The sequence below is a fragment of the Pseudomonas sp. microsymbiont 2 genome, from assembly GCF_054788395.1.
In genome coordinates this window covers 1,644,692-1,662,665 of sequence record NZ_CM139112.1, presented here as the reverse complement: position 1 = coordinate 1,662,665, position 17,974 = coordinate 1,644,692, and the positions used below count along the sequence as shown (strand labels likewise).

Below are 17,974 nucleotides of genomic sequence, written 5' to 3'. Positions count from 1 at the left end.
GCTAGATTTTCACTCTCACCGATTCAAGGACCTGCATGAACGCCGACACCCAAGCCCCCTGCGACGAGCTGCTGCTGGACAACCAGGTCTGCTTCGCCCTGCACTCGACCTCGTTGCTGATGACCAAGGTCTACAAGCCCCTGCTTCAGGCCCTGGGCCTGACCTACCCGCAGTACCTGGCCATGCTCGTCTTGTGGGAGCAGGACGGCCTGACCGTGGGCGAGATCAGCCAGCGCCTGCTGACCGACCCCGGCTCGCTGACCCCGTTGCTCAAGCGCCTGGAAGGCGAAGGCCTGCTCAAGCGCAGCCGCAGCCGTGAAGACGAACGGGTTGTGCTGGTGCAACTGACCGACAAGGGGCGCGCCCTGCACGCCGAGGCCCGGCGCGTGCCGCAGTGCATCCTGCAGGCCAGCGGCCACAGCGCCGAGCAGCTGCGCAAGCTACAGGCCGACCTGCTCGCCCTGCGTACGCAGCTGCAAGAAAGCCTCTGACGACTAAGCTGTGAGATGGCCGTGCCGATGAATGGCCAAACATTTAACTTGCGCACTAAATAATTGCGCGCTAATTTAAACCCATACCCACTCAGCGCCGATGGCGCACAGCACCCAAGCGAGGCTCAAGATGCAAAAGGTCACTCCGCTGTACATCGCCGAAGCCACTTCCACTGGCGGCCGTGATGGCAAATCCCGCTCCAGCGACGGCAAGCTGGAGGTCAAGCTGAGCACCCCCAAGGAACTGGGTGGCGCGGGCGGTGACGGTACCAACCCTGAGCAGATGTTCGCCGCCGGCTACTCGGCCTGCTTCATCGGCGCGCTGAAGTTCGTCGCCGGGCAGGAGAAAAAAGCCCTGCCGGCGGACGCCTCGATCACCGCCAAGGTCGGCATCGGCCAGATCCCCGGTGGTTTCGGCCTGGACATCGACCTGCATATCAACCTGCCGGGCCTGGCCCAGGCCGACGCCGAAGGGCTGGTGGAAAAGGCGCACAAGGTCTGCCCTTACTCCAACGCCACCCGTGGCAATGTGGATGTGCGGTTGCATGTGACTGTCTGAGGACGCCATCGCGGGGCAAGCCCGCTCCCACGTGGGAGCGGGCTTGCCCCGCGATGAAGGCGACACGGTTTCACAGGCACAAAAAAACCCGGCCGAGGCCGGGTTCTTCGTGCTCATCACAAGAAGGATTACTTCTTGGAACGGCCCTTGAAGCTGTTGTCGCGAGTGTCGATGTCGATCCACTCGTCGATCTGGATGAAGTCGGCGACCGAGATCTCGGTACCGTTCTTCAGCTTGGCAGGCTTCATGACCTTGCCCGAGGTGTCGCCACGGGCGGCGTTCTCGGTGTAGACCACTTGACGGCTGATGGTGGTCGGCAGTTCGACCGATACCAGGCGGCCTTCGAAGAACACGGCTTCGCAGATGTCTTCCATGCCTTCTTCGATGTACGGCAGAACGGCGTCGATGTCTTCGGCGTTCAGTTCGTACATGGTGTAGTCGGTGGTGTCCATGAAGGTGTACGAGTCACCGCTGATGAACGACAGGGTCGCTTCTTTGCGATCCAGGATCACGTCGTCCAGCTTGTCGTCCGCACCGTATACGGTTTCGGTCTTGTAGCCGGTCAGCAGGTTCTTCAGCTTGGTCTTCATGATCGCGCTGTTACGGCCCGACTTGGTGAACTCAGCTTTCTGAACCAGCCACGGGTCGTTGTCGATCCGCAGTACGGTACCGGGTTTCAGTTCTTTACCAGTTTTCATTACGAAGTATCCGAATCTGGATGGATTTATAAAAATCGAGGCCGCGTATCATAGCGAATTTCGGTAAAACTGCACCAGCCTCGTGGCAAGGTCCGGCCGAGCGGCTTGGGCGGCCTGCCACTGGCAGGCGTGTTCGCGGACTTCGTCCCAGTGCGGTTGCAGCGCCCGCCAGGCCTGGCCCATCGGCTGATCCATGTTCCAGGCGCGCCACAACCCGGTCAGCGCCTGGCCAGCCGCATCCGACAGCCCGCGTCGATAAAGGGCGAGAAAGGCCTCGAGCTTTTCCCAGTGGGCGTTTTCTTCCTGGACATAGATGTGCCACAGCATCGGCACGCCGGCCCATTGCGCCCGCACGAAGGAGTCCTCGCCGCGCACGGCGTTGAAATCGCAGCTCCACAGCAGCCGGTCGTAGTCGTCCTGGCTGACGAAAGGCAGGACCTGCACGGTCAGGGCTCCACGCCGATGGAGCGCGCCCACGGGCAAGTCGCCCTCCCCCAGCCAATGGCCAAGGTCCCCCAGGATGCGCCCTTGCGGGACCAGCAGGTGAGTGGGCTGTGCGTCGCTGGCCAGCGCATCGAGCCAGTCACCCAGTTGCGGGTTCTCGTAGGCGAACAGAGAAACCAGTCGCGTACCGTCCGTGGGCTGGATGCCCAGCCCCGCCAGGAACCTCGCCCGCTCGCCCGGCGTGTGCCGGAACGCTTCGCTGCGTGGCAGCAGGGAAGCCTCACGCAGCAGACCACCGGTCTGCTGCGTGAAGCCGGGGAAGAAGAAGATCTTGCGCAGCCCATTGGCCTGAGGTGACGGCAACCCATGGCAACCCTCCACCCAATCTTCGGCGCTCAAATACTCGAGGTTCAACCACAATGGCGGCGTGGGTTGCTGGCTCATGGCCTCGACATAGCCTTGCGGCAGTTGACAGGCGAAGGCGCCCACCACCACCTGTGCCGGCTCCGCGCCCTGCCATTCGACGGGCCAGTGGCGCACCTCGACCCCCTGTTGCCACTGCCGCCCGACCTGGCTGTCCGCCTCGGGGCACAGGCGCACGAAGGCATGCAGGTCGTCCACCCACAGGCGTACCGCCAGGTCGTGCTCGCCCGCCAACTGACGGGCCAGGCGCCAGGTGACGCCAATGTCGCCATAGTTGTCGACGACCGTGCAGAAGATGTCCCAGGTGGTTTTCATCGCCACGTTCCGTTACCTGCGAAAAAGACCGCGAATTTTGCGGACAAACGCCCGCCAACAAAAGTGCAGCGCTGAAAAAATCCGCCGCGCCGTGCGAGAATGCCGCCATACGATACGCCTGCCAGGAGGCCAGCATGCCCCGCTCCCGCGAACTGAAGATTACCTTGAAGCCCATGCAGTTGATCCTGTGCGTGGCCTTCGGCCTGTGGCTCGGCGCGCTGGCCATCGCCGTGAGCCTGTGGCTGGCCCTGCGGTTGTGGCCGGATCAGGTGCAACCGCTGACCCAGGCCCTCGCGCCGACAACGCGCCAGCCTGCTCCGGCACAACCGGTCGATGCACAGGCACGGATGTTCGAGCAGTACAAGGAGATACTGCACAAGCAAGAGCTGCAACAGGCCGCCGATGCCGCCCAGGGCAACCCGCGCAACCTCGGCAGCCCCAAGTGCCAGTTCTGGCTGCAGCAGAACCGCACCGCGCCGACCGACAAGAGCCAGGCCAACGTGCTGGAGTTCTGCTACTGATCATGGACAAGGCCAGCCTGCTGCAACGCATCATCGCCACCCTCGAGCACGACATGGAGGTGTTGCGCCGCGCCGCGCAGACCGCCTACGAGGCCGCCACCGCCGAAGAGAACATCGCCGAGAACAAGTACGACACCCTAGGGCTGGAGGCGTCTTACCTGGCTACTGGGCAGGCCCGGCGCACGGCCGAGATCCGCCAGGCGCTGCTGACCTACCAGCAACTGGTGCTACGCGATTACGACCCGGCTCGGGGGATCCAGATCGGTTGCCTGGTGACCCTGGAAGATGAGGCGGGCCAGCGGCGCCGGCTGTTCCTCGGGCCGGAAGGTGCCGGGCTGAAGGTGGGTGAGGGAGATGGGCTGGTGACGGTGATCACCCCGCGTGCGCCGCTGGGGCAGCAACTGCTCGGCAAGCGGGTGGATGACGAAGTAGGCCTGGTGGTGGCTGGAGTGGCGCAGGTGCAGTTCATCATCGCTATCGCCTGAGCGAGCCTGTTTATTCAGCAGGCCCCTGTGGGAGCGGGTTTACCCGCGAATCAGGCAGGGCGGTGAAGGGCACCAGCTTCGCTGGTGTTCGCGGGTAAACCCGCTCCCACAGGGCTGGCACGTCTCTACAGGGCAGTGCAATGGGCATCAATGACATTGCAGCGCATCGAACCGCTGCGCCAACCCTTGCTCGGCGAACTGCTCGACCACGAAATCGATGAAGGCCCGGGTCTTGCCCGGCAGCAGCTTGTGCTCGGCGTAGTACAGGCTGATGTTGCCATCGTCCACGTACCAGTCGGGCAACACCCGGCACAGGCGCCCGGCGCTGAGGTATGGCACCGCGAACGGCAGGCTCACCAGCGCGATGCCCAGCCCCTGCTCGGCCACCGCGCACGCGGCGTCGGAGTCGCTCATGGTCATGCTCTGCGGCAGTTGCAGCGGGCATTGCTCCTGCCAGCGACTGGTCAGTGGCCAGGCGCGCACCCGACCGGTCTGCGGCGAGCGGATCAAAATGCCTGCATGGGCCTGCAACACCTGTGGATGATCGATCAGGGCGTGCCGCCGCAGATAGGCCGGCGCCGCTACCAGCACCCGGTGCGCGGGGGTCAGCTTGCGCGCCACCACGCCCAGCGGCAGCTCGAAGCCTCCGCCGATGGCGGCGTCGAAGCCCTGCCCGATCAGGTCGACCTGACGATTGTCGAAGTGCCAGTCCGGGGTGATCGCGGGGTAGCGACGCAGGAACTCACCCAGCAGCGGCAGCACATACAAGCGCCCGAACACCGTGCCCATGCTCACTCGCAGCAGACCCGCCGGTTGCCCCTCGGCACTGGCCAGGTTGGCCATGGCGTACTGGATGGTGCGCAGGCTGTCGCTGACCTCGCCGAGAAAACGCTGCCCGGCCTCGGTCAGGGTCAGCTTGCGCGTACTGCGCTGGAACAGCCGCACGCCCAGGCGCGCCTCCAGCTGAGCGACATTCTTGCCCACCGCCGCGGGTGTCAGGGACAGGCGCCGGGCCGCTTCGGCGAAACTGCCGACCTCGGCGCTGCGCACGAAACATTCAAGGCTGCTGAAAGATTCCATGGTATCGATTGCCAACCAAAGGTTTACTCTGCATATCGCGATTGCCATCTTATCAGCATGCAATCTTGGGCCGATACTGCGTCCATCCAAGGCATCCGGCCTTGCTTGAACGCAGGAGATCAGCATGTCCCAGGCATTCCCACTCACCGGCAAGGTGGCCCTGGTCCAGGGCGGTTCCCGAGGCATTGGCGCGGCCATCGTCCGCCGCCTGGCGCGCGAAGGCGCCAAGGTCGCCTTCACCTATGTCAGCTCGACCGCCACCGCCCAGACGCTGGCTGACGAGATCAACGGCAGTGGCGGCCAGGCCCTTGCCCTGCGCGCCGACAGCGCCGACAGCCACGCCGTGCAGCAGGCCGTGGCCGACACCGTGAAAGCCTTCGGCGGCCTCGATATCCTGGTGAACAATGCCGGCGTGCTGGCCGTGGCACCGGTCGCCGAGTTCGACCTGGCCGACTTCGACCGCTTGCTGGCGGTCAACGTCCGCAGCGTGTTCGTCGCCACCCAGGCCGCCGTGCGGCACATGGGCCAGGGCGGGCGGATCATCAACATCGGCAGCACCAACGCCGAACGCATGCCGTTCGCCGGTGGCGCGCCCTATGCCATGAGCAAGTCGGCCCTGGTCGGCTTGACCAAGGGCCTGGCGCGGGACCTGGGGCCGCAGGGGATCACCGTCAACAATGTGCAGCCGGGGCCGGTGGACACCGACATGAACCCGGCCAGCGGCGAGTTCGCCGAGAGTCTGATTCCGCTCATGGCCATCGGGCGTTATGGGCAGGCGGACGAGATCGCCAGTTTCGTCGCGTACCTGGCGGGGCCTGAAGCGGGGTACATCACCGGAGCGAGCCTGCTGGCCGATGGTGGGTTTGCGGCTTGATTCACCGCATACCCTGTAGGAGCGGCCTTGTGTCGCGAAAGGGCCGCGCAGCGGCCCCGGCGATCCATGCGTCAAAGCTGAGATCCTGGGGCTGCTGTGCAGCCCTTTCCGACCGGTCCGACGCCTCGGCAAGGCCGCTCCTACAGGGGAGCATCAGGTCGAAGGGAGGCTCTGCTCCATGACATCGAGAAAAGCTCGCGCTGCGGGCGTGGGGCTCGGCGACCAGACCGCGTACAGATGCCGTACCGGCGCATCCACCAGCGGCACCACCGCCACCCCTTGAAAGCCCCGGGCAATGCGCTCGGGCACCAACCCCAGCGCCATCGCGCGCTGAACGAACTTCTCCACCAGGCGGATATGACCGATCTCGAACTGCACCCGATGCCGCAACCCCGCCGCCTGGAACGCCTCGTCAGTCTGCCGGCGCGCCCCGGTACCCTCGGGAAAGTCCACCAGCACCTCGTCGGCCAGATCGGCCAGGGCCAGCTGCGCCCTGCCCGCCAACCGATGAGCGGGCGGCAGCACCGCCACCAGTTCCTCACGCGCCAACAGACGATGCTGCACGCCTTGCAGCACCTCGCCCTGCCACAAGCCGATGAAGCCCACGTCCAGGCGCCGTTCGCAGACGTCGGCCATCAACAGCTCGCTCTTGGCAGTCAACCAGCGCACATCCACATCCGGAAAGCGTTGATGAAACACCGCCAGCAGATCGACCAGGTCGAGCGCGGTGAGCGAACTGATCTCACCGATCGACAAGCGCCCACGGACCTGTCCGCAGGCCGCTGCCACATCCTCGGCCACTCGTCGCGTCGCCTCCAGCGCTGGCCGGGCGCTGAGCACGAACGCCTCGCCGGCCGGCGTCAGGCGCACGCGCCGCGAACTGCGCTCGAACAGGCTCACCCCCAGCTGCGCTTCGAGCCGCGCCACCTGGTGACTGAGCGCCGACTGCACCACATGGCAGCGCTCGGCGGCGCGGGTGAAACTGCCGGTATCGGCCACGGCAAGGGCGTATTCGAGCTGCTTGAGGTTCATCGATCCATCTGCTTTAGAGATTGATAAGTTGAAAACTATACATTGGCGTCATGCCAGACACTTCCTGATACTTGTCGTCATTCAACCTTGCCTGCAACGAGACAGCCCATGAACGCCCCGACCCTCGGTCGCGCCCTGATCCTGCTGATGGCCACCGCCACCGGCCTGGCCGTGGCCAGCAACTACTACGCGCAACCCTTGCTGCACAGCATCGCCCAGCAGTTCGGCCTGAGCACCGCCAGTGCCGGCACCATCGTCATCGCCGCCCAGCTCAGCTACGGCGCCGGGCTGCTATTGCTGGCGCCGCTGGGCGACCTGTTCGAACAGCGCCGGCTGATCGTGACCATGGTGCTGATCGCCACCGCGGGCCTGGTGATCAGCGCCTGCGCGCCGAGCCTGCCCTGGTTGATCTTCGGTACCGCCTTGACCGGACTGTTCTCGGTGGTGGCCCAGGTGCTCGTGCCGATGGCCGCCGCGCTCAGCCCGCCGGAGCAGCGCGGCCGGGCCGTGGGCACGTTGATGAGCGGCCTGCTGCTGGGCATCCTGCTGGCCCGCACCGCCGCCGGCTTCATGGCCGAGTTGGGGGGCTGGCGCAGCATCTACGTGCTGGCCGCAGTGCTGATGGCGATCACCGCCCTGGCCCTGTACCGCAACCTGCCGCGCCACCATAGCCATGCCGGGCTGACATACCCGGCGCTGATCGGCTCGGTGTTCCGCCTGTTCGTCGAGGAGCCGGTGCTGCGCCTGCGTTCGCTGCTGGGCTTGCTGGCCTTCAGCCTGTTCGCGCTGTTCTGGACGCCACTGGCGTTCCTGCTGAGCGACGCGCCCTATCACTACTCCGATGCGGTGATCGGCCTGTTCGGCCTGGCCGGGGCGGTTGGCGCGCTGGCCGCCAACTGGGCCGGGCGCCTGGCCGATCGCGGCAAGGGCCCGCTGGGGACCACGGTGGGACTGGTGGCGCTGCTGCTGTCGTGGTTGCCGCTGGGCTTCGCGCAGAGCTCGCTGCTGGCGCTGCTGGTGGGGGTGCTGCTGCTCGACCTGGCGGTGCAGTTGATCCATGTGAGCAACCAGAACGCGGTGATCGCGCTGCGGCCCGAGGCACGCACGCGGCTCAATGCCGGGTATATCACCTGTTACTTCATCGGCGGCGCGCTGGGGTCGTTGCTGGGAACGCAATTGTTCGAAGCGCATGGCTGGAACGGGATCGTGCTGGCCGGGCTGGTGATCGGCGTGCTGGCGCTGGTGGTATGGGGGTTGGCCGAGCGCCGGCGGGGTAAACTCCTGAGCGCCGGGATATCCCCCCTGTAGGAGCGACCGGTCCGACGCCTCGGCAAGGCCGCTCCTACAGGGATTTGTGTATACCTGGTCAGCCTGACTTGCCATCGATGAACGCTTCATCCACCCGCGCCAGCTGCGTCTCGCTCAGCACCCCGGCCTGGTAATGCAGCTTGATCCAGGCCAGCAGATAGTCGTAGCGCGCCTGGGCCAGGTCTCGGCGGGTGGTGGCCAGTTGCTGCTCGGCGTTGAGCACGTCCAGGTTCACCCGCTCGCCGCCCTGCACGCTCTTGCGCGTCGACACCACCAGCGCCTCGGCCGCCACCAGCGCCCGCTCGTAGGCGCGCAGGCGGCTGGCGCCGGATTGACAGGCGTTGTATTGCTTGCGCAGCTCGATCAGCGCACTGCGGGTATTGCCGTCGAGCTCGTACTCGGCTTGCTCCAGGTGCCGGCTGGCCTGGCGGGTCGAGGCCATCACCCCGCCCCCGGCGAAGATCGGCACGCTGACCTCGATCCCCACGGTGTTGGTGTCGTAGCGCTGGTTGTAGGTATTGCCGCTGTCCGACTCCTGGCGCCGCGAGGTGGCGAACGCCGTCACCTTGGGCAGGTGCCCGGCACGGTTGCGCTCCACTTCGTAGCGCGCCACTTCCAGCGCCTGGCGCGATGACGCCAACTGTGGGTTGTTGGCCAGCGCGCGTTCCTGCCAGGCTTCGTAGCCGCTGGGGTCGACCATCGGCAAGGCGAAGCCGACGCGCAGCGGCGCCAGTTCCTCGACCCGCACCGCCGGTTCGCCGATCAGCGCGCCCAGCTCGCGCAGGGCGGCATCCTGGTCGTTGCGCGCCTGGATCTCCTCGGCATCGGCCAGTTCATAGCGGGCCTGGGCTTCGAGGATATCGGTGCGCGTGCCTTCGCCGGCGTCGAACAGCCGCTGGTTCTGCTGGAACTGCTGACGATAAGCCTGCTTGCTGGCCACACTGATGGCGATCTGGTCCTGGGCGAACAGCGCCTGGGTGTAGCTGGTCATCACCCGCACCAGCAACTGCTGGCTCTGGTCACGAAAGCTTTCGTCGGCGAACAGCGCCTGGGCCACGCCCTTGCGATAGCTCGAGTAGGCTTCGTAGTCGAACAGCGGCTGCTGGAGGATGAAGGTCGAGCCCATGCTGTCGTAGTTGCGGTCCTCCTTCTGCCGCCGCGAATCCCCCAGGTAGCGCACCTCGGAATCGTTGCGCCCCTTGTTGTAGCTGTACGACAGGCTCGGCAGCAGGCCGGCGCGGCCGATGGCGCGATACTCCTGGCCGGCCTCGCGGGCCTTGAAGGCGGCGAGATAGGTCGGGTCACGGCGCAGGGCCTGCTCGTAGACCTGGAACGGCCCCATGGCCGCCTGGGTGGCTGTCGGCAGCCAGGCACAGGCGACCAGCAGCCCGATCAGTGGGTACTTCTTCACTGGGCGTCCTTATTGTTCGGTCAAGGCGGTGCCTGCACGGTCGAGCAGGGGCTTGAACAGGTAGTTGAGCAACGAACGCTCGCCGGTGCGCACGAACAGCTCGGCGGGCATGCCCGGGCGGATCACCAGCCCTTCGAGCCGCGCCAGCGCTTCTTCGCTGACGGTGCTGCGCAGCACGTAGTACGGCTGGCCGCTACGCTCGTCGATCAACTGGTCGGCCGACACCAGCGCCACCTCCCCGGTCACCCGTGGCGTGCGGTTCTGGTTGAAGGCGGTGAACAGGATGTCCACCGGCTGCTGCGGCGCCACCTTGTCCACCAGGTTCACCGGCAGGCGCCCTTCCACCTCCAGCGCAGTGCCCTGGGGCACGATTTCCAGCAGCGTGTCGCCAGCCCGCACCACGGCGCCCTCGGTATGCACGCCAAGGTTGACCGCCACGCCATCGGCCGGCGCCATGATCTCGCTGTGCTGCAGCTCGAAGTGCGCGGAGTTGAGCTGCTGCTCCAGGGTCGCGGCCTTGACCTGGGCTTCGGCCAGCTGGCTGCGCACCTCTTTCTGGTACTCCTCGCGGCGCTGCTGCAGGTTGAGCCGGGCTTCGACGATCACCTGCTCCAGGCGCGCGCTCTCGCCAGCGTTCTGCGCCAGGTCGCGCTGCACCTGCGACAGTTGCCGCTGGTATTCGAGCACGCGGTTGCGCGGGATGTAGCCGTCACCGGCCAACGGACGCAGGCTGTCGAGCTGCTCGCGCAGCGAATCGGCCTGGGCCTGCAGGTCGCCACGCGCCCGGCGCATGCCGGTCAACTGGGCCTGCGAGCCGTCGATGCTGGCGGCCAGGGCACCCTGCTCGCGGGCCTGGGCCTGGCGGCGGCTGTCGAACAGCTGCCGCTGGCCTTCGAGGATCAGCGTCAGGCGGGCATCGGCGTCTTCGAGCAGCTCGGCGGGAAAGCGCACCTGCCCCAGGTTGTCGCGCTCGCTCTGCCAACGGGCCAGGGCGGCGCGGGTCATGCGGTACTGCGCCTGCAGCGCCTCGACATCGGCCTGCACCTGGGTGCGGTCGAGGCGAAACAGCGGCTCGCCCTGGCGCACCTGCTGGCCTTCGCTGACCAGAATCCGGCTCACCACGCCGGCCGCCATGGACTGCACCGCCTTGCGCTTGCCCGACACCACCACGGTGCCTTGCACCGGCACGCCCTGGTCGAGCGGGGCGAAGCTGGCCCAGGCCATGAAGCCGCCGAAACCGACCAGGGTCAGCAGCCAGCCCAGGCGCACATGAAAACGTGCATCGCGCGTGTGCTGGCTCATGCGCCACCTCCGGCCTGCAGCGGACGTTGCGCCGGGGCCTGGCCCATGGCGTGGAGGATGTCGCGGGCCGGGCCGAAGCCCTGCATGCGCCCTTCGTTCATCACCAGCAGCTTGTCGGCCTGGGCCAGCGCCGCGCTGCGATGGGTCACCAGCACCACGGTGCGGCCCTGGGCCTTGAGCTGGACGATGGCACTGGCCAGCGCGGCCTCGCCGTGGCTGTCGAGGTTGGAGTTGGGTTCGTCGAGCACGATCAGCCGGGCATCGCCGTACAGGGCACGGGCCAGGGCGATGCGCTGCTTCTGGCCGCCGGAGAGGTCGACCCCCTCCTCGCCCAGGCGCGTGTCGTAGCCCTGGGGCAGGCGCAGGATCAGTTCATGCACGCCCGCCAGGCGGGCCGCCTCGACCACCTTGACGCCGTCCAGCTCGCCGAAACGGGCGATATTCTCGGCGATGCTGCCGCGCAGCAGTTCGATGTTCTGTGGCAGGTAGCCAATGTGCGGGCCAAGGGCATCGCGGTCCCACTGGCCAAGCTCGGCGCCGTCGAGGCGCACATGACCGCTGATCGTCGGCCACACGCCGACCAGCACCTTGGCCAGGGTCGACTTGCCCGAGCCGGAAGCGCCCAGCACGCCGAGCAGTTCGCCCGGCGCCAGGGCGAAATTCACCTGCTGCAGGGTGGCCAGGTTGCGCCCGGGCGGGCCGGCGCTGACCTGTTCCACCGCCAGTTGCCCGGTGGGCACCGGCAGCGGCATCGGCGTCGGCGGTTCGGGGTGCTCGCGCAGCAGGCCGTCCAGGCGCTGGTAGGCCAGCTGCGCGCCGCTCCACTGCTTCCACACCGCGATCAGCTGGTCGATCGGGGCAAGTACCCGGCCCATCAGGATGGAGCCGGCGATCATCATGCCCGGCGTCATCTGGCCCTCGATCACCAGCAGGGCGCCCAGCCCCAGCACCAGCGATTGCAGGCACAGGCGCAGGCCCTTGCTGGTGGCGGTGATCACCGCCGAAGTGTCGCTGGCCTTGTTCTGCAGGTCGAGGAAGCGCCCGTGCAGGGTGTACCAGCGCTGGCGCAGGGCGCCGAGCATGCCCATGGCCTGGATGCTCTCGGCGCTCTGCAGCTGGCTGCCGGCCAGTTGCGTCGATTGCTGCTGGAAGCCACTGGCCTCGGCCAACGTGGCGTGAGTGAGGCGTTCGTTGAGAATCGCCAGGACGATCAGCAGCAGCGCGCCGACCGTGGCCATCACCCCCAACCAGACGTTGAAGGCGAAGATCACCGCCAGGTAGATGGGAAACCAGGGCGCATCGAAGAAGGCGAACAGCGCGGGGCCGGTAATGAACTGGCGCAGCTGGGTCAGATCGCCCAGGGCCTGCCCGGCGGCGCCGTCGCGCTGGCGCAAGTTACGCTCGAAGGCGGCGCGATAGACCTTCAAGTTGAAACTTTTCTCCAACTGGTTGCCCACGCGAATGACAATGAAACTGCGGACCGCTTCGAGCCCGCCTATATATACGAAGAAGCCCACCACCATCAGCGTGAGCACCCACAAAGTTGTAGTGTTCTGCGAACTCAGTACACGGTCGTACACTTGAAGCATATAAATGGATGGCACCAGCATGAGCAAGTTGATCAATGCGGTGAAACAGCCAACACTGATCAACGTTGATTTATGTTCGCCGAGTGCCGCCCACAAAGGCGCCCCGGGCTTTTGGCTCGGTAGTTTCATGTTTCGCCCTGGCTCGCCCGGAACTTTCAAGTTCCGGGCAGGGATTATTTGTCGAGGCGCTCGAGCACCAGTTGCTTGCCGTCCGGAGTGGTCCAGGCGTAACGCTGGGCGCCTTCGCGGCTGAAGTGCACCACGCTGCTGCCGTCACCGCCCACCAGGGCCAGGGTGTCGGGGGTCACCAGCCAGCTGCCGGGGCGCAGGCCTATCAGGCCCTTGGCACAATCCAGATCACCTTCGATTTCGCCTTCCGTGGCGCCCAGACGCAGATCACAGGCCTGCGCTTGCTGCTGTTCGGGGTAAAGCTGCCAACGGCCGGCCAGTTGCGCGGCGTTGGGGAGTAACAGGCTGCTCGCCATGACTACCTCGATCATCGACATCAGGGAGATCGCGGCCAGCGCGATCGTTCGCACAGTTGCTTTCATTCATCGGCCTCGTCGGCAAAAGGGGCGACGCGCGAGCGCCGCCCCTCGTACATCAGACCACGATGTCGGTGACAGCGGCCTGGCCAACGGTGGTCACCAGGAAGTCAGCCGAGCTGTTTCCGGTGAAGTCGATGGACAGGCTGCCCAGGTTGGTGGCCTGGTCGTAGGTCAGCAGCGCCTCGCCGGCATGACCGGTGAAGGCGTTGACGAACTGCAGTGGCAGCTTGTTCACGGCGAACGCGGAGATGGCCGACAGATCGATCTTGTCCACACCCGAGGTGAAGTCCATGATCCGGTCCGGCGCCGCCTTGGTCGAGTCGCTGACGGCGGCGAACACGAAGGTGTCCGCGCCGCTGCCGCCCCACAGCTGGTCGGCGCCGCCGCCGCCGTAGATGATGTCGTTGCCGGCACCACCCTTGAGCACGTTGGCCAGCGCGTTGCCGATCAGCAGGTCGTTGCCCGAGCCGCCGATGGCGTTTTCGATGGTCACGCCCTTGGCGATGGAGACGTTGCCGACCATGCCGCCGACGTCGGAGAACGACGCTTCGTTGAGGTTGATCTTCTGGTTCTGGGTGAACCCGGAGAAGTCGAAGGTGTCGTTGCCGCCGCCGTCCCACACCGAGAACACCAGCTTCGACGAGGCCGAGGTGGCCGAGTAGAAGTCGCGATCAGCGGTGGAGTTGAAGCCGTAGGTGGTGTCGCTGGCACGGGTGGCGTAGTTGGCGCCGTAGAGCTTCTGGATCGCCAGGATGTCGTCCATCAGCGGGGCCGAGGCGTAGTACTGGCCACCGCCCTTGACGAAGTTCTGCCCGTTGTTGCTCTCGCTCCAGTAGCTCATGACGCTGTAACCACGGGTGTCCTGGGCGTAGTCGGCGTCACGGTAGGTCGGGTTGCCCTCGCCGGCGTTGTAGTCGCCGGGGTGGGACAGACCGAGTACGTGGCCGATTTCGTGGGTCAGGGTCTGACGTCCGTAGTTGCCGGTGCCCGGGTTGATGTTGACCTGGTAGCCGCTGTTGATCAGGTACCAGGATTCGCCTTTGTGCGAACCCGGCTGATCGAACGGCAGGTAGGCGAACGCGGCACCGCCATTGCTGGCGCTGAAGTTGCCGAAGGTCATGTGGCCGTCACCGCCCGAGGCGGATTCGGTGAAGGTGACCTTGGCCACGTCCGCCCAGGATTGCATGGAGAGCTTCGCCTGGGCTTTCTGCAGGTCGCTGAACTGGCTGAACGTGCCCAGTCCGCGGCTGTAGAAGTCGGAGGGTGCCTTGGTCAGGAAGGTGTAGGTGAGGCTGATGGTGCCGTCCTTGTTCAGATCCTTCCAGGCGGCGCCATCACGCAGCAGGTGGTCGGCGGCCTGGTCGACCGTGAACGACTTCTTGCCGTTGATGTTCGCGCCACCGCGATCGTACTGATGGGCAAAGCTATTGATCAGGCCGTAGGAAGAACTCGGACCGTTCGGTTGCAGCACGGAAGCGGCCGAAACAATAGCGTTTTCTTTGACTTTCGACATGCAGGTTACTTCCTTGTGTACAAAAAAGCAGTTGATGTCAGACAGGCGTCTCCCACCTGGCGAGAGCATCCTGTCACTCGCCCTTATGAGGCGCAAAAAAACTGACACAAACTGAAACTTATTGTCCAGCATTTTTTGACGCCATTTTTTCGTTTTCGAAAAAACGACTGCACCGCACTTATTTGCGCAAACTGAGATGGATCAGTGGCAACGGGCGAAACCATTAGTGCCAGTCATGACTGCCGAGTTTTATATATATCAACTCGAAGTTTAGTTATGAAAAAGCGACTGCCGGCTGTACTTGCCAAACCCCCTCTCGTTTTGGCCAGCGTGGCGCGACAACACGTCACATGACCCTCCGTCGCCTGGCCGTTGACTTGCCCTCGCCCCGGGCGCTCATTAGGCGTTGGTCAAAGCCCCTTCCTGACAGGACGACACGATGACAAGGCTCACGGTGCAATCCGGCGATTTCTTGCAAGGTGAAGGCGAGTATCGCAATGGAGCGCTCACACTCAAGACCCCACGCAGCCCCTCGCCCGGCGAGCGCATCTCGCTCACGCGCATCCAGGACCTGAAGCTGGCCAACCTCGAATCCACCCGCAGCCTCGGCGGTGCGCTGGGCTGGGGCGTGGCCGGCGCCCTGGTGGCCGGCCCGGTCGGCCTGCTCGCCGGCCTGTTGCTTGGCGGCAAGGAGGACGAGGTCACCTTCCTCGCCACCTTCAAGGATGGCCGCAAGCTGCTGGCCATCACCGACGGCAAGACCTGGTCGAAGATCGACGACAGCTGGCGCCGGCAGCAGCGACCGGCCGCGGCCTGAATCGGCGAGCGCGTCGTTCGTTCTGACAATAAGCCGGCTCTCAATGGAACTGCACATGACTTGCTGATTGGGCAGAACCTGTGGGAACGGCTTTAGCCGCGAACACCGGCGCGGCCGGTGCCACACACCACGTCGCTTGCTTCGCGGCTAAAGCCGCTCCCACAGGGTCCGCGCAGCCCGGAGGGCTGGGCGCTTGCCAGCAGGATTTGCGCTTGGCCTGCGACTGCCCTCACCTGAAACATCGAATCCCGCCCTTGGCAGCCTGCTAACATGGCGCCTTTTTGCCTGCCCGACAGCTGCCGAGCGATAACGGCGCGTCCGCTTTTCAAGGAGCCTTGCATGACCCCGCTTCGCCCCCGCCTACCTCTCGGGCTGCTCAGCCTGGGCCTGGCCCTGCACAGTGGCCAGGGCCTGGCCGACGACAGCGTGACCCTGGCCCCCGTGCGCATCTCGCAAGTCCAGGACGACACCGATTACCAGGCACGCGAGGCCCAGGTCGGCGGCCTGCACCGCGCGCCGCTGCTCGACACCCCCGCCTCGGTCAGCGTGTTCAGCCGCCAGTTGCTCGATGACCGCCAGGTGCGCAAGCTCAGCGAAGTGCTGCAAAGCGATGCCTCGGTGGGCGAGAGCTACGCACCGATCGGCTACTACGAGAACTTCAACGTGCGCGGCTTCGAGCTCAACGCCGCCAGCAGCTACCGGGTCAACGGCCAGACCATCGCCGGCGAGCAGAACGTGGCGCTGGAGAACAAGCAGCAGGTGGAGCTGCTCAAGGGCCTGTCGGGATTGCAGAGCGGCGTTTCGGAACCCGGCGGGCTGGTCAACTACGTGACCAAGCGCCCGCAGGACGTGCGCAGCATCAGTGTATCGAGCAACGAGCAGGGCGAGCGCTACCTGGCCACCGACCTGGGCGGCTGGTTCGGCGCCGAGCGCCAGTTCGGCCTGCGGGTGAACCTGGCCCATGAAGACATCCGCTCCTATGTCGACCATGCCGACGGCAAGCGCGACTTCGCCTCGCTGGCCCTGGACTGGCAGATCAACCCCAATGCCGTGCTGGAACTGGATGCCGAATACCAGCACCGCGAACAGTATTCGGTGCCGGGATATCAATTGCTCGGCGGCAGCCAACTGCCCCACGGCGTCGACCCCAAGGACCACCTGGCCTGGCAGTCATGGGCCAAGCCGGTGCAAAACGACTCGCTGAACCTGGGCGGACGCTTCAAGTACCAGTTCAACGACAACTGGAACGGCACCTTGAGCGCTTCGCGCAGCAAGGTGGTGATCGATGACTACAGTGCGTTCGCCTGGGGCTCGAGCGAGGGGGCCTTCTTCGGCGCCAACGGCGACTACGACATCTATGATTTCCGCAGCCCCGACGACACCCGCCGGATCGACGAAGCGCAGGCCATGGTCGATGGACGCTTCGATGCGCTGGGTGTCGGCCATGAGCTGACGGTTGGCGCCAGCGCCCAGCGTCGCACGCTCGATCAACGCCCGTACTACAACGAGTGGCTGGGCACCGGCAACATCCACACCGGCGCGCCCGCCCTGGAGCCCTCCGGCAGACCGATCGGCGCCAGCGAACGCCGCCTGGACAGCCGCCAGTACGGCCTGTTCGTCAGCGACCGCATCACTTTCAACGACAACTGGCAGACCGTGATCGGTGCCCGGGAAGTGCGCCTGGATGAGAAAACCTGGAAAGAGACCGGCGAGGCCGACCGTCACACCCGGCAATACCAGCTCCTGCCGAACGCCGCGTTGATCTATAAGCCACGCGCCGACACCACGCTCTACGCGAGCTACTCGAAAGGCCTGTCCGCAGGTGGCACGGCGCCCTGGTTCGCCAGCAACGCCTCGCAAATCCTCGCCCCGACCCTGTCGCGCCAGCTCGAAGTCGGCATCAAGCGCGACTGGCAGGACATGAGCTTCAGCGCCGCGCTGTTCCAGATCCGCCAGGCCTACCAGTACGCCCGCCCGGAAGGTGACGGCAGCTTCACCTACGTGCAGTCCGGCCAACAGAAGAACACCGGCCTCGAGCTGGGCGCCAGCGGCTGGGTGACCTCGAAGCTGCAGATCCAGGCCAGCGCCGCGGCGATCCGCGCGCGGGTGCAGAACAGCGACACCGACACCTACGAAGGCCACCAAGCGATCAACGTGCCGCGCCTGCGCGCCGCCGTGCAGGCCGACTACGCCCTGCCCATCCCCGGCCTGGCCCTGCTCGGCGGCGCCCGCTACAGCGCCAGCAAGTACGCGAGCCAGGCGGGCAATGTCGAGGTCGGTGGCTACACCGTGTTCGACATCGGCAGCCGCTACCGCACCGACATCGGCGGCTACGACACCGTGCTGCGCCTGAGCGTGGACAACGTCTTCGACAAGCGCTACTGGCGCGATGTGGGCGATTACCTGGGCGACAACTACCTGTTCCAGGGTGCGCCGCGCACCGCACGGCTCTCGGCCTCGGTCAGCTTCTGAGTCGCAGTCCCTGTGGGAGCGGGCTTGCCCGCTCCCACAGGGACTGCGTGTAATCAGGGCAAACAAAAAGCCCCCGAACCTTTCGATTCGGG

17 protein-coding genes are annotated in these 17,974 nt (G+C 65.7%); 8 read left to right on the top strand and 9 right to left on the bottom strand.

What is annotated here, in order from left to right; all coding sequences use genetic code 11:
* The first annotated feature begins 35 nt into the window (after positions 1-35).
* Entirely contained in the window at positions 36-491 is a 456-nt protein-coding gene (locus tag ACYUME_RS07575) for a MarR family winged helix-turn-helix transcriptional regulator (protein WP_279887240.1), read from the top strand.
* 130 nt (positions 492-621) lie between these two features.
* A complete protein-coding gene (locus ACYUME_RS07570) occupies positions 622-1,050 on the top strand; it encodes an organic hydroperoxide resistance protein (protein ID WP_023632623.1) in 429 nt (142 codons plus the stop codon).
* A 128-nt stretch (positions 1,051-1,178) separates the two neighbouring features.
* Here the strand turns inward: ACYUME_RS07570 and efp are convergent, their stop codons facing one another.
* On the bottom strand, positions 1,179-1,748 hold the full coding sequence (efp, locus tag ACYUME_RS07565; protein WP_060483780.1) for an elongation factor P: 570 nt from the start codon (positions 1,746-1,748) through the stop codon (positions 1,179-1,181).
* 48 nt (positions 1,749-1,796) lie between these two features.
* Complete coding sequence (earP, locus tag ACYUME_RS07560; RefSeq protein ID WP_460418471.1) at positions 1,797-2,930, bottom strand: elongation factor P maturation arginine rhamnosyltransferase EarP; 1,134 nt, start codon at positions 2,928-2,930, stop codon at positions 1,797-1,799.
* A 134-nt stretch (positions 2,931-3,064) separates the two neighbouring features.
* Between earP and ACYUME_RS07555 the strand changes: the two genes are divergently transcribed.
* Both ACYUME_RS07555 and ACYUME_RS07550 read left to right on the top strand, forming a co-directional pair.
* Complete coding sequence (locus ACYUME_RS07555; protein ID WP_279888900.1) at positions 3,065-3,451, top strand: hypothetical protein; 387 nt, start codon at positions 3,065-3,067, stop codon at positions 3,449-3,451.
* 2 nt (positions 3,452-3,453) lie between these two features.
* Positions 3,454-3,936 carry a GreA/GreB family elongation factor gene (locus tag ACYUME_RS07550; RefSeq protein WP_279888902.1) on the top strand — a complete coding sequence of 161 codons (483 nt, stop codon included), beginning with the start codon at positions 3,454-3,456 and terminating at the stop codon, positions 3,934-3,936.
* 147 nt (positions 3,937-4,083) lie between these two features.
* Here ACYUME_RS07550 and ACYUME_RS07545 read toward each other — a convergent pair whose 3' ends face one another.
* Entirely contained in the window at positions 4,084-5,016 is a 933-nt protein-coding gene (locus ACYUME_RS07545) for a LysR family transcriptional regulator (RefSeq protein ID WP_279888903.1), read from the bottom strand.
* 124 nt (positions 5,017-5,140) lie between these two features.
* Between ACYUME_RS07545 and ACYUME_RS07540 the strand changes: the two genes are divergently transcribed.
* Positions 5,141-5,890 carry a 3-oxoacyl-ACP reductase family protein gene (locus ACYUME_RS07540; protein WP_460418470.1) on the top strand — a complete coding sequence of 250 codons (750 nt, stop codon included), beginning with the start codon at positions 5,141-5,143 and terminating at the stop codon, positions 5,888-5,890.
* 153 nt (positions 5,891-6,043) lie between these two features.
* Here the strand turns inward: ACYUME_RS07540 and ACYUME_RS07535 are convergent, their stop codons facing one another.
* Positions 6,044-6,922 (bottom strand): LysR family transcriptional regulator, encoded by an 879-nt coding sequence (locus ACYUME_RS07535; protein WP_279889007.1) that lies wholly within the window; start codon positions 6,920-6,922, stop codon positions 6,044-6,046.
* A gap of 108 nt (positions 6,923-7,030) precedes the next feature.
* On the opposite strand from ACYUME_RS07535, the gene ACYUME_RS07530 reads away from it, so the two are divergent.
* Positions 7,031-8,230 carry an MFS transporter gene (locus tag ACYUME_RS07530; protein ID WP_460418469.1) on the top strand — a complete coding sequence of 400 codons (1,200 nt, stop codon included), beginning with the start codon at positions 7,031-7,033 and terminating at the stop codon, positions 8,228-8,230.
* 58 nt (positions 8,231-8,288) lie between these two features.
* Here ACYUME_RS07530 and ACYUME_RS07525 read toward each other — a convergent pair whose 3' ends face one another.
* The 5 genes from ACYUME_RS07525 to ACYUME_RS07505 are packed head-to-tail and all read right to left on the bottom strand — an operon-like array spanning position 8,289 to position 14,593.
* A complete protein-coding gene (locus tag ACYUME_RS07525) occupies positions 8,289-9,641 on the bottom strand; it encodes a TolC family outer membrane protein (protein ID WP_460418468.1) in 1,353 nt (450 codons plus the stop codon).
* Between the two features lie 9 nt (positions 9,642-9,650).
* Positions 9,651-10,943: an HlyD family type I secretion periplasmic adaptor subunit gene (locus ACYUME_RS07520; protein ID WP_460418467.1), complete on the bottom strand. Its 1,293-nt coding sequence runs from the start codon at positions 10,941-10,943 to the stop codon at positions 9,651-9,653.
* Entirely contained in the window at positions 10,940-12,661 is a 1,722-nt protein-coding gene (locus tag ACYUME_RS07515; protein ID WP_460418466.1) for a type I secretion system permease/ATPase, read from the bottom strand. The genes ACYUME_RS07520 and ACYUME_RS07515 overlap by 4 nt, the downstream gene beginning before the upstream one ends.
* A 44-nt stretch (positions 12,662-12,705) precedes the next feature.
* Complete coding sequence (locus tag ACYUME_RS07510; protein WP_460418465.1) at positions 12,706-13,083, bottom strand: AprI/Inh family metalloprotease inhibitor; 378 nt, start codon at positions 13,081-13,083, stop codon at positions 12,706-12,708.
* A gap of 52 nt (positions 13,084-13,135) precedes the next feature.
* Positions 13,136-14,593: a serralysin family metalloprotease gene (locus tag ACYUME_RS07505; RefSeq protein ID WP_279886182.1), complete on the bottom strand. Its 1,458-nt coding sequence runs from the start codon at positions 14,591-14,593 to the stop codon at positions 13,136-13,138.
* A 439-nt stretch (positions 14,594-15,032) separates the two neighbouring features.
* Here ACYUME_RS07505 and ACYUME_RS07500 point away from each other — a divergent pair, with 439 nt between their 5' ends.
* Both ACYUME_RS07500 and ACYUME_RS07495 read left to right on the top strand, forming a co-directional pair.
* Positions 15,033-15,410, top strand: coding sequence for a hypothetical protein (locus ACYUME_RS07500; RefSeq protein ID WP_460418464.1), 378 nt, complete (start codon positions 15,033-15,035; stop codon positions 15,408-15,410).
* Between the two features lie 339 nt (positions 15,411-15,749).
* Positions 15,750-17,882 carry a TonB-dependent siderophore receptor gene (locus ACYUME_RS07495; RefSeq protein WP_460418463.1) on the top strand — a complete coding sequence of 711 codons (2,133 nt, stop codon included), beginning with the start codon at positions 15,750-15,752 and terminating at the stop codon, positions 17,880-17,882.
* The last annotated feature ends 92 nt before the right edge of the window (positions 17,883-17,974 follow it).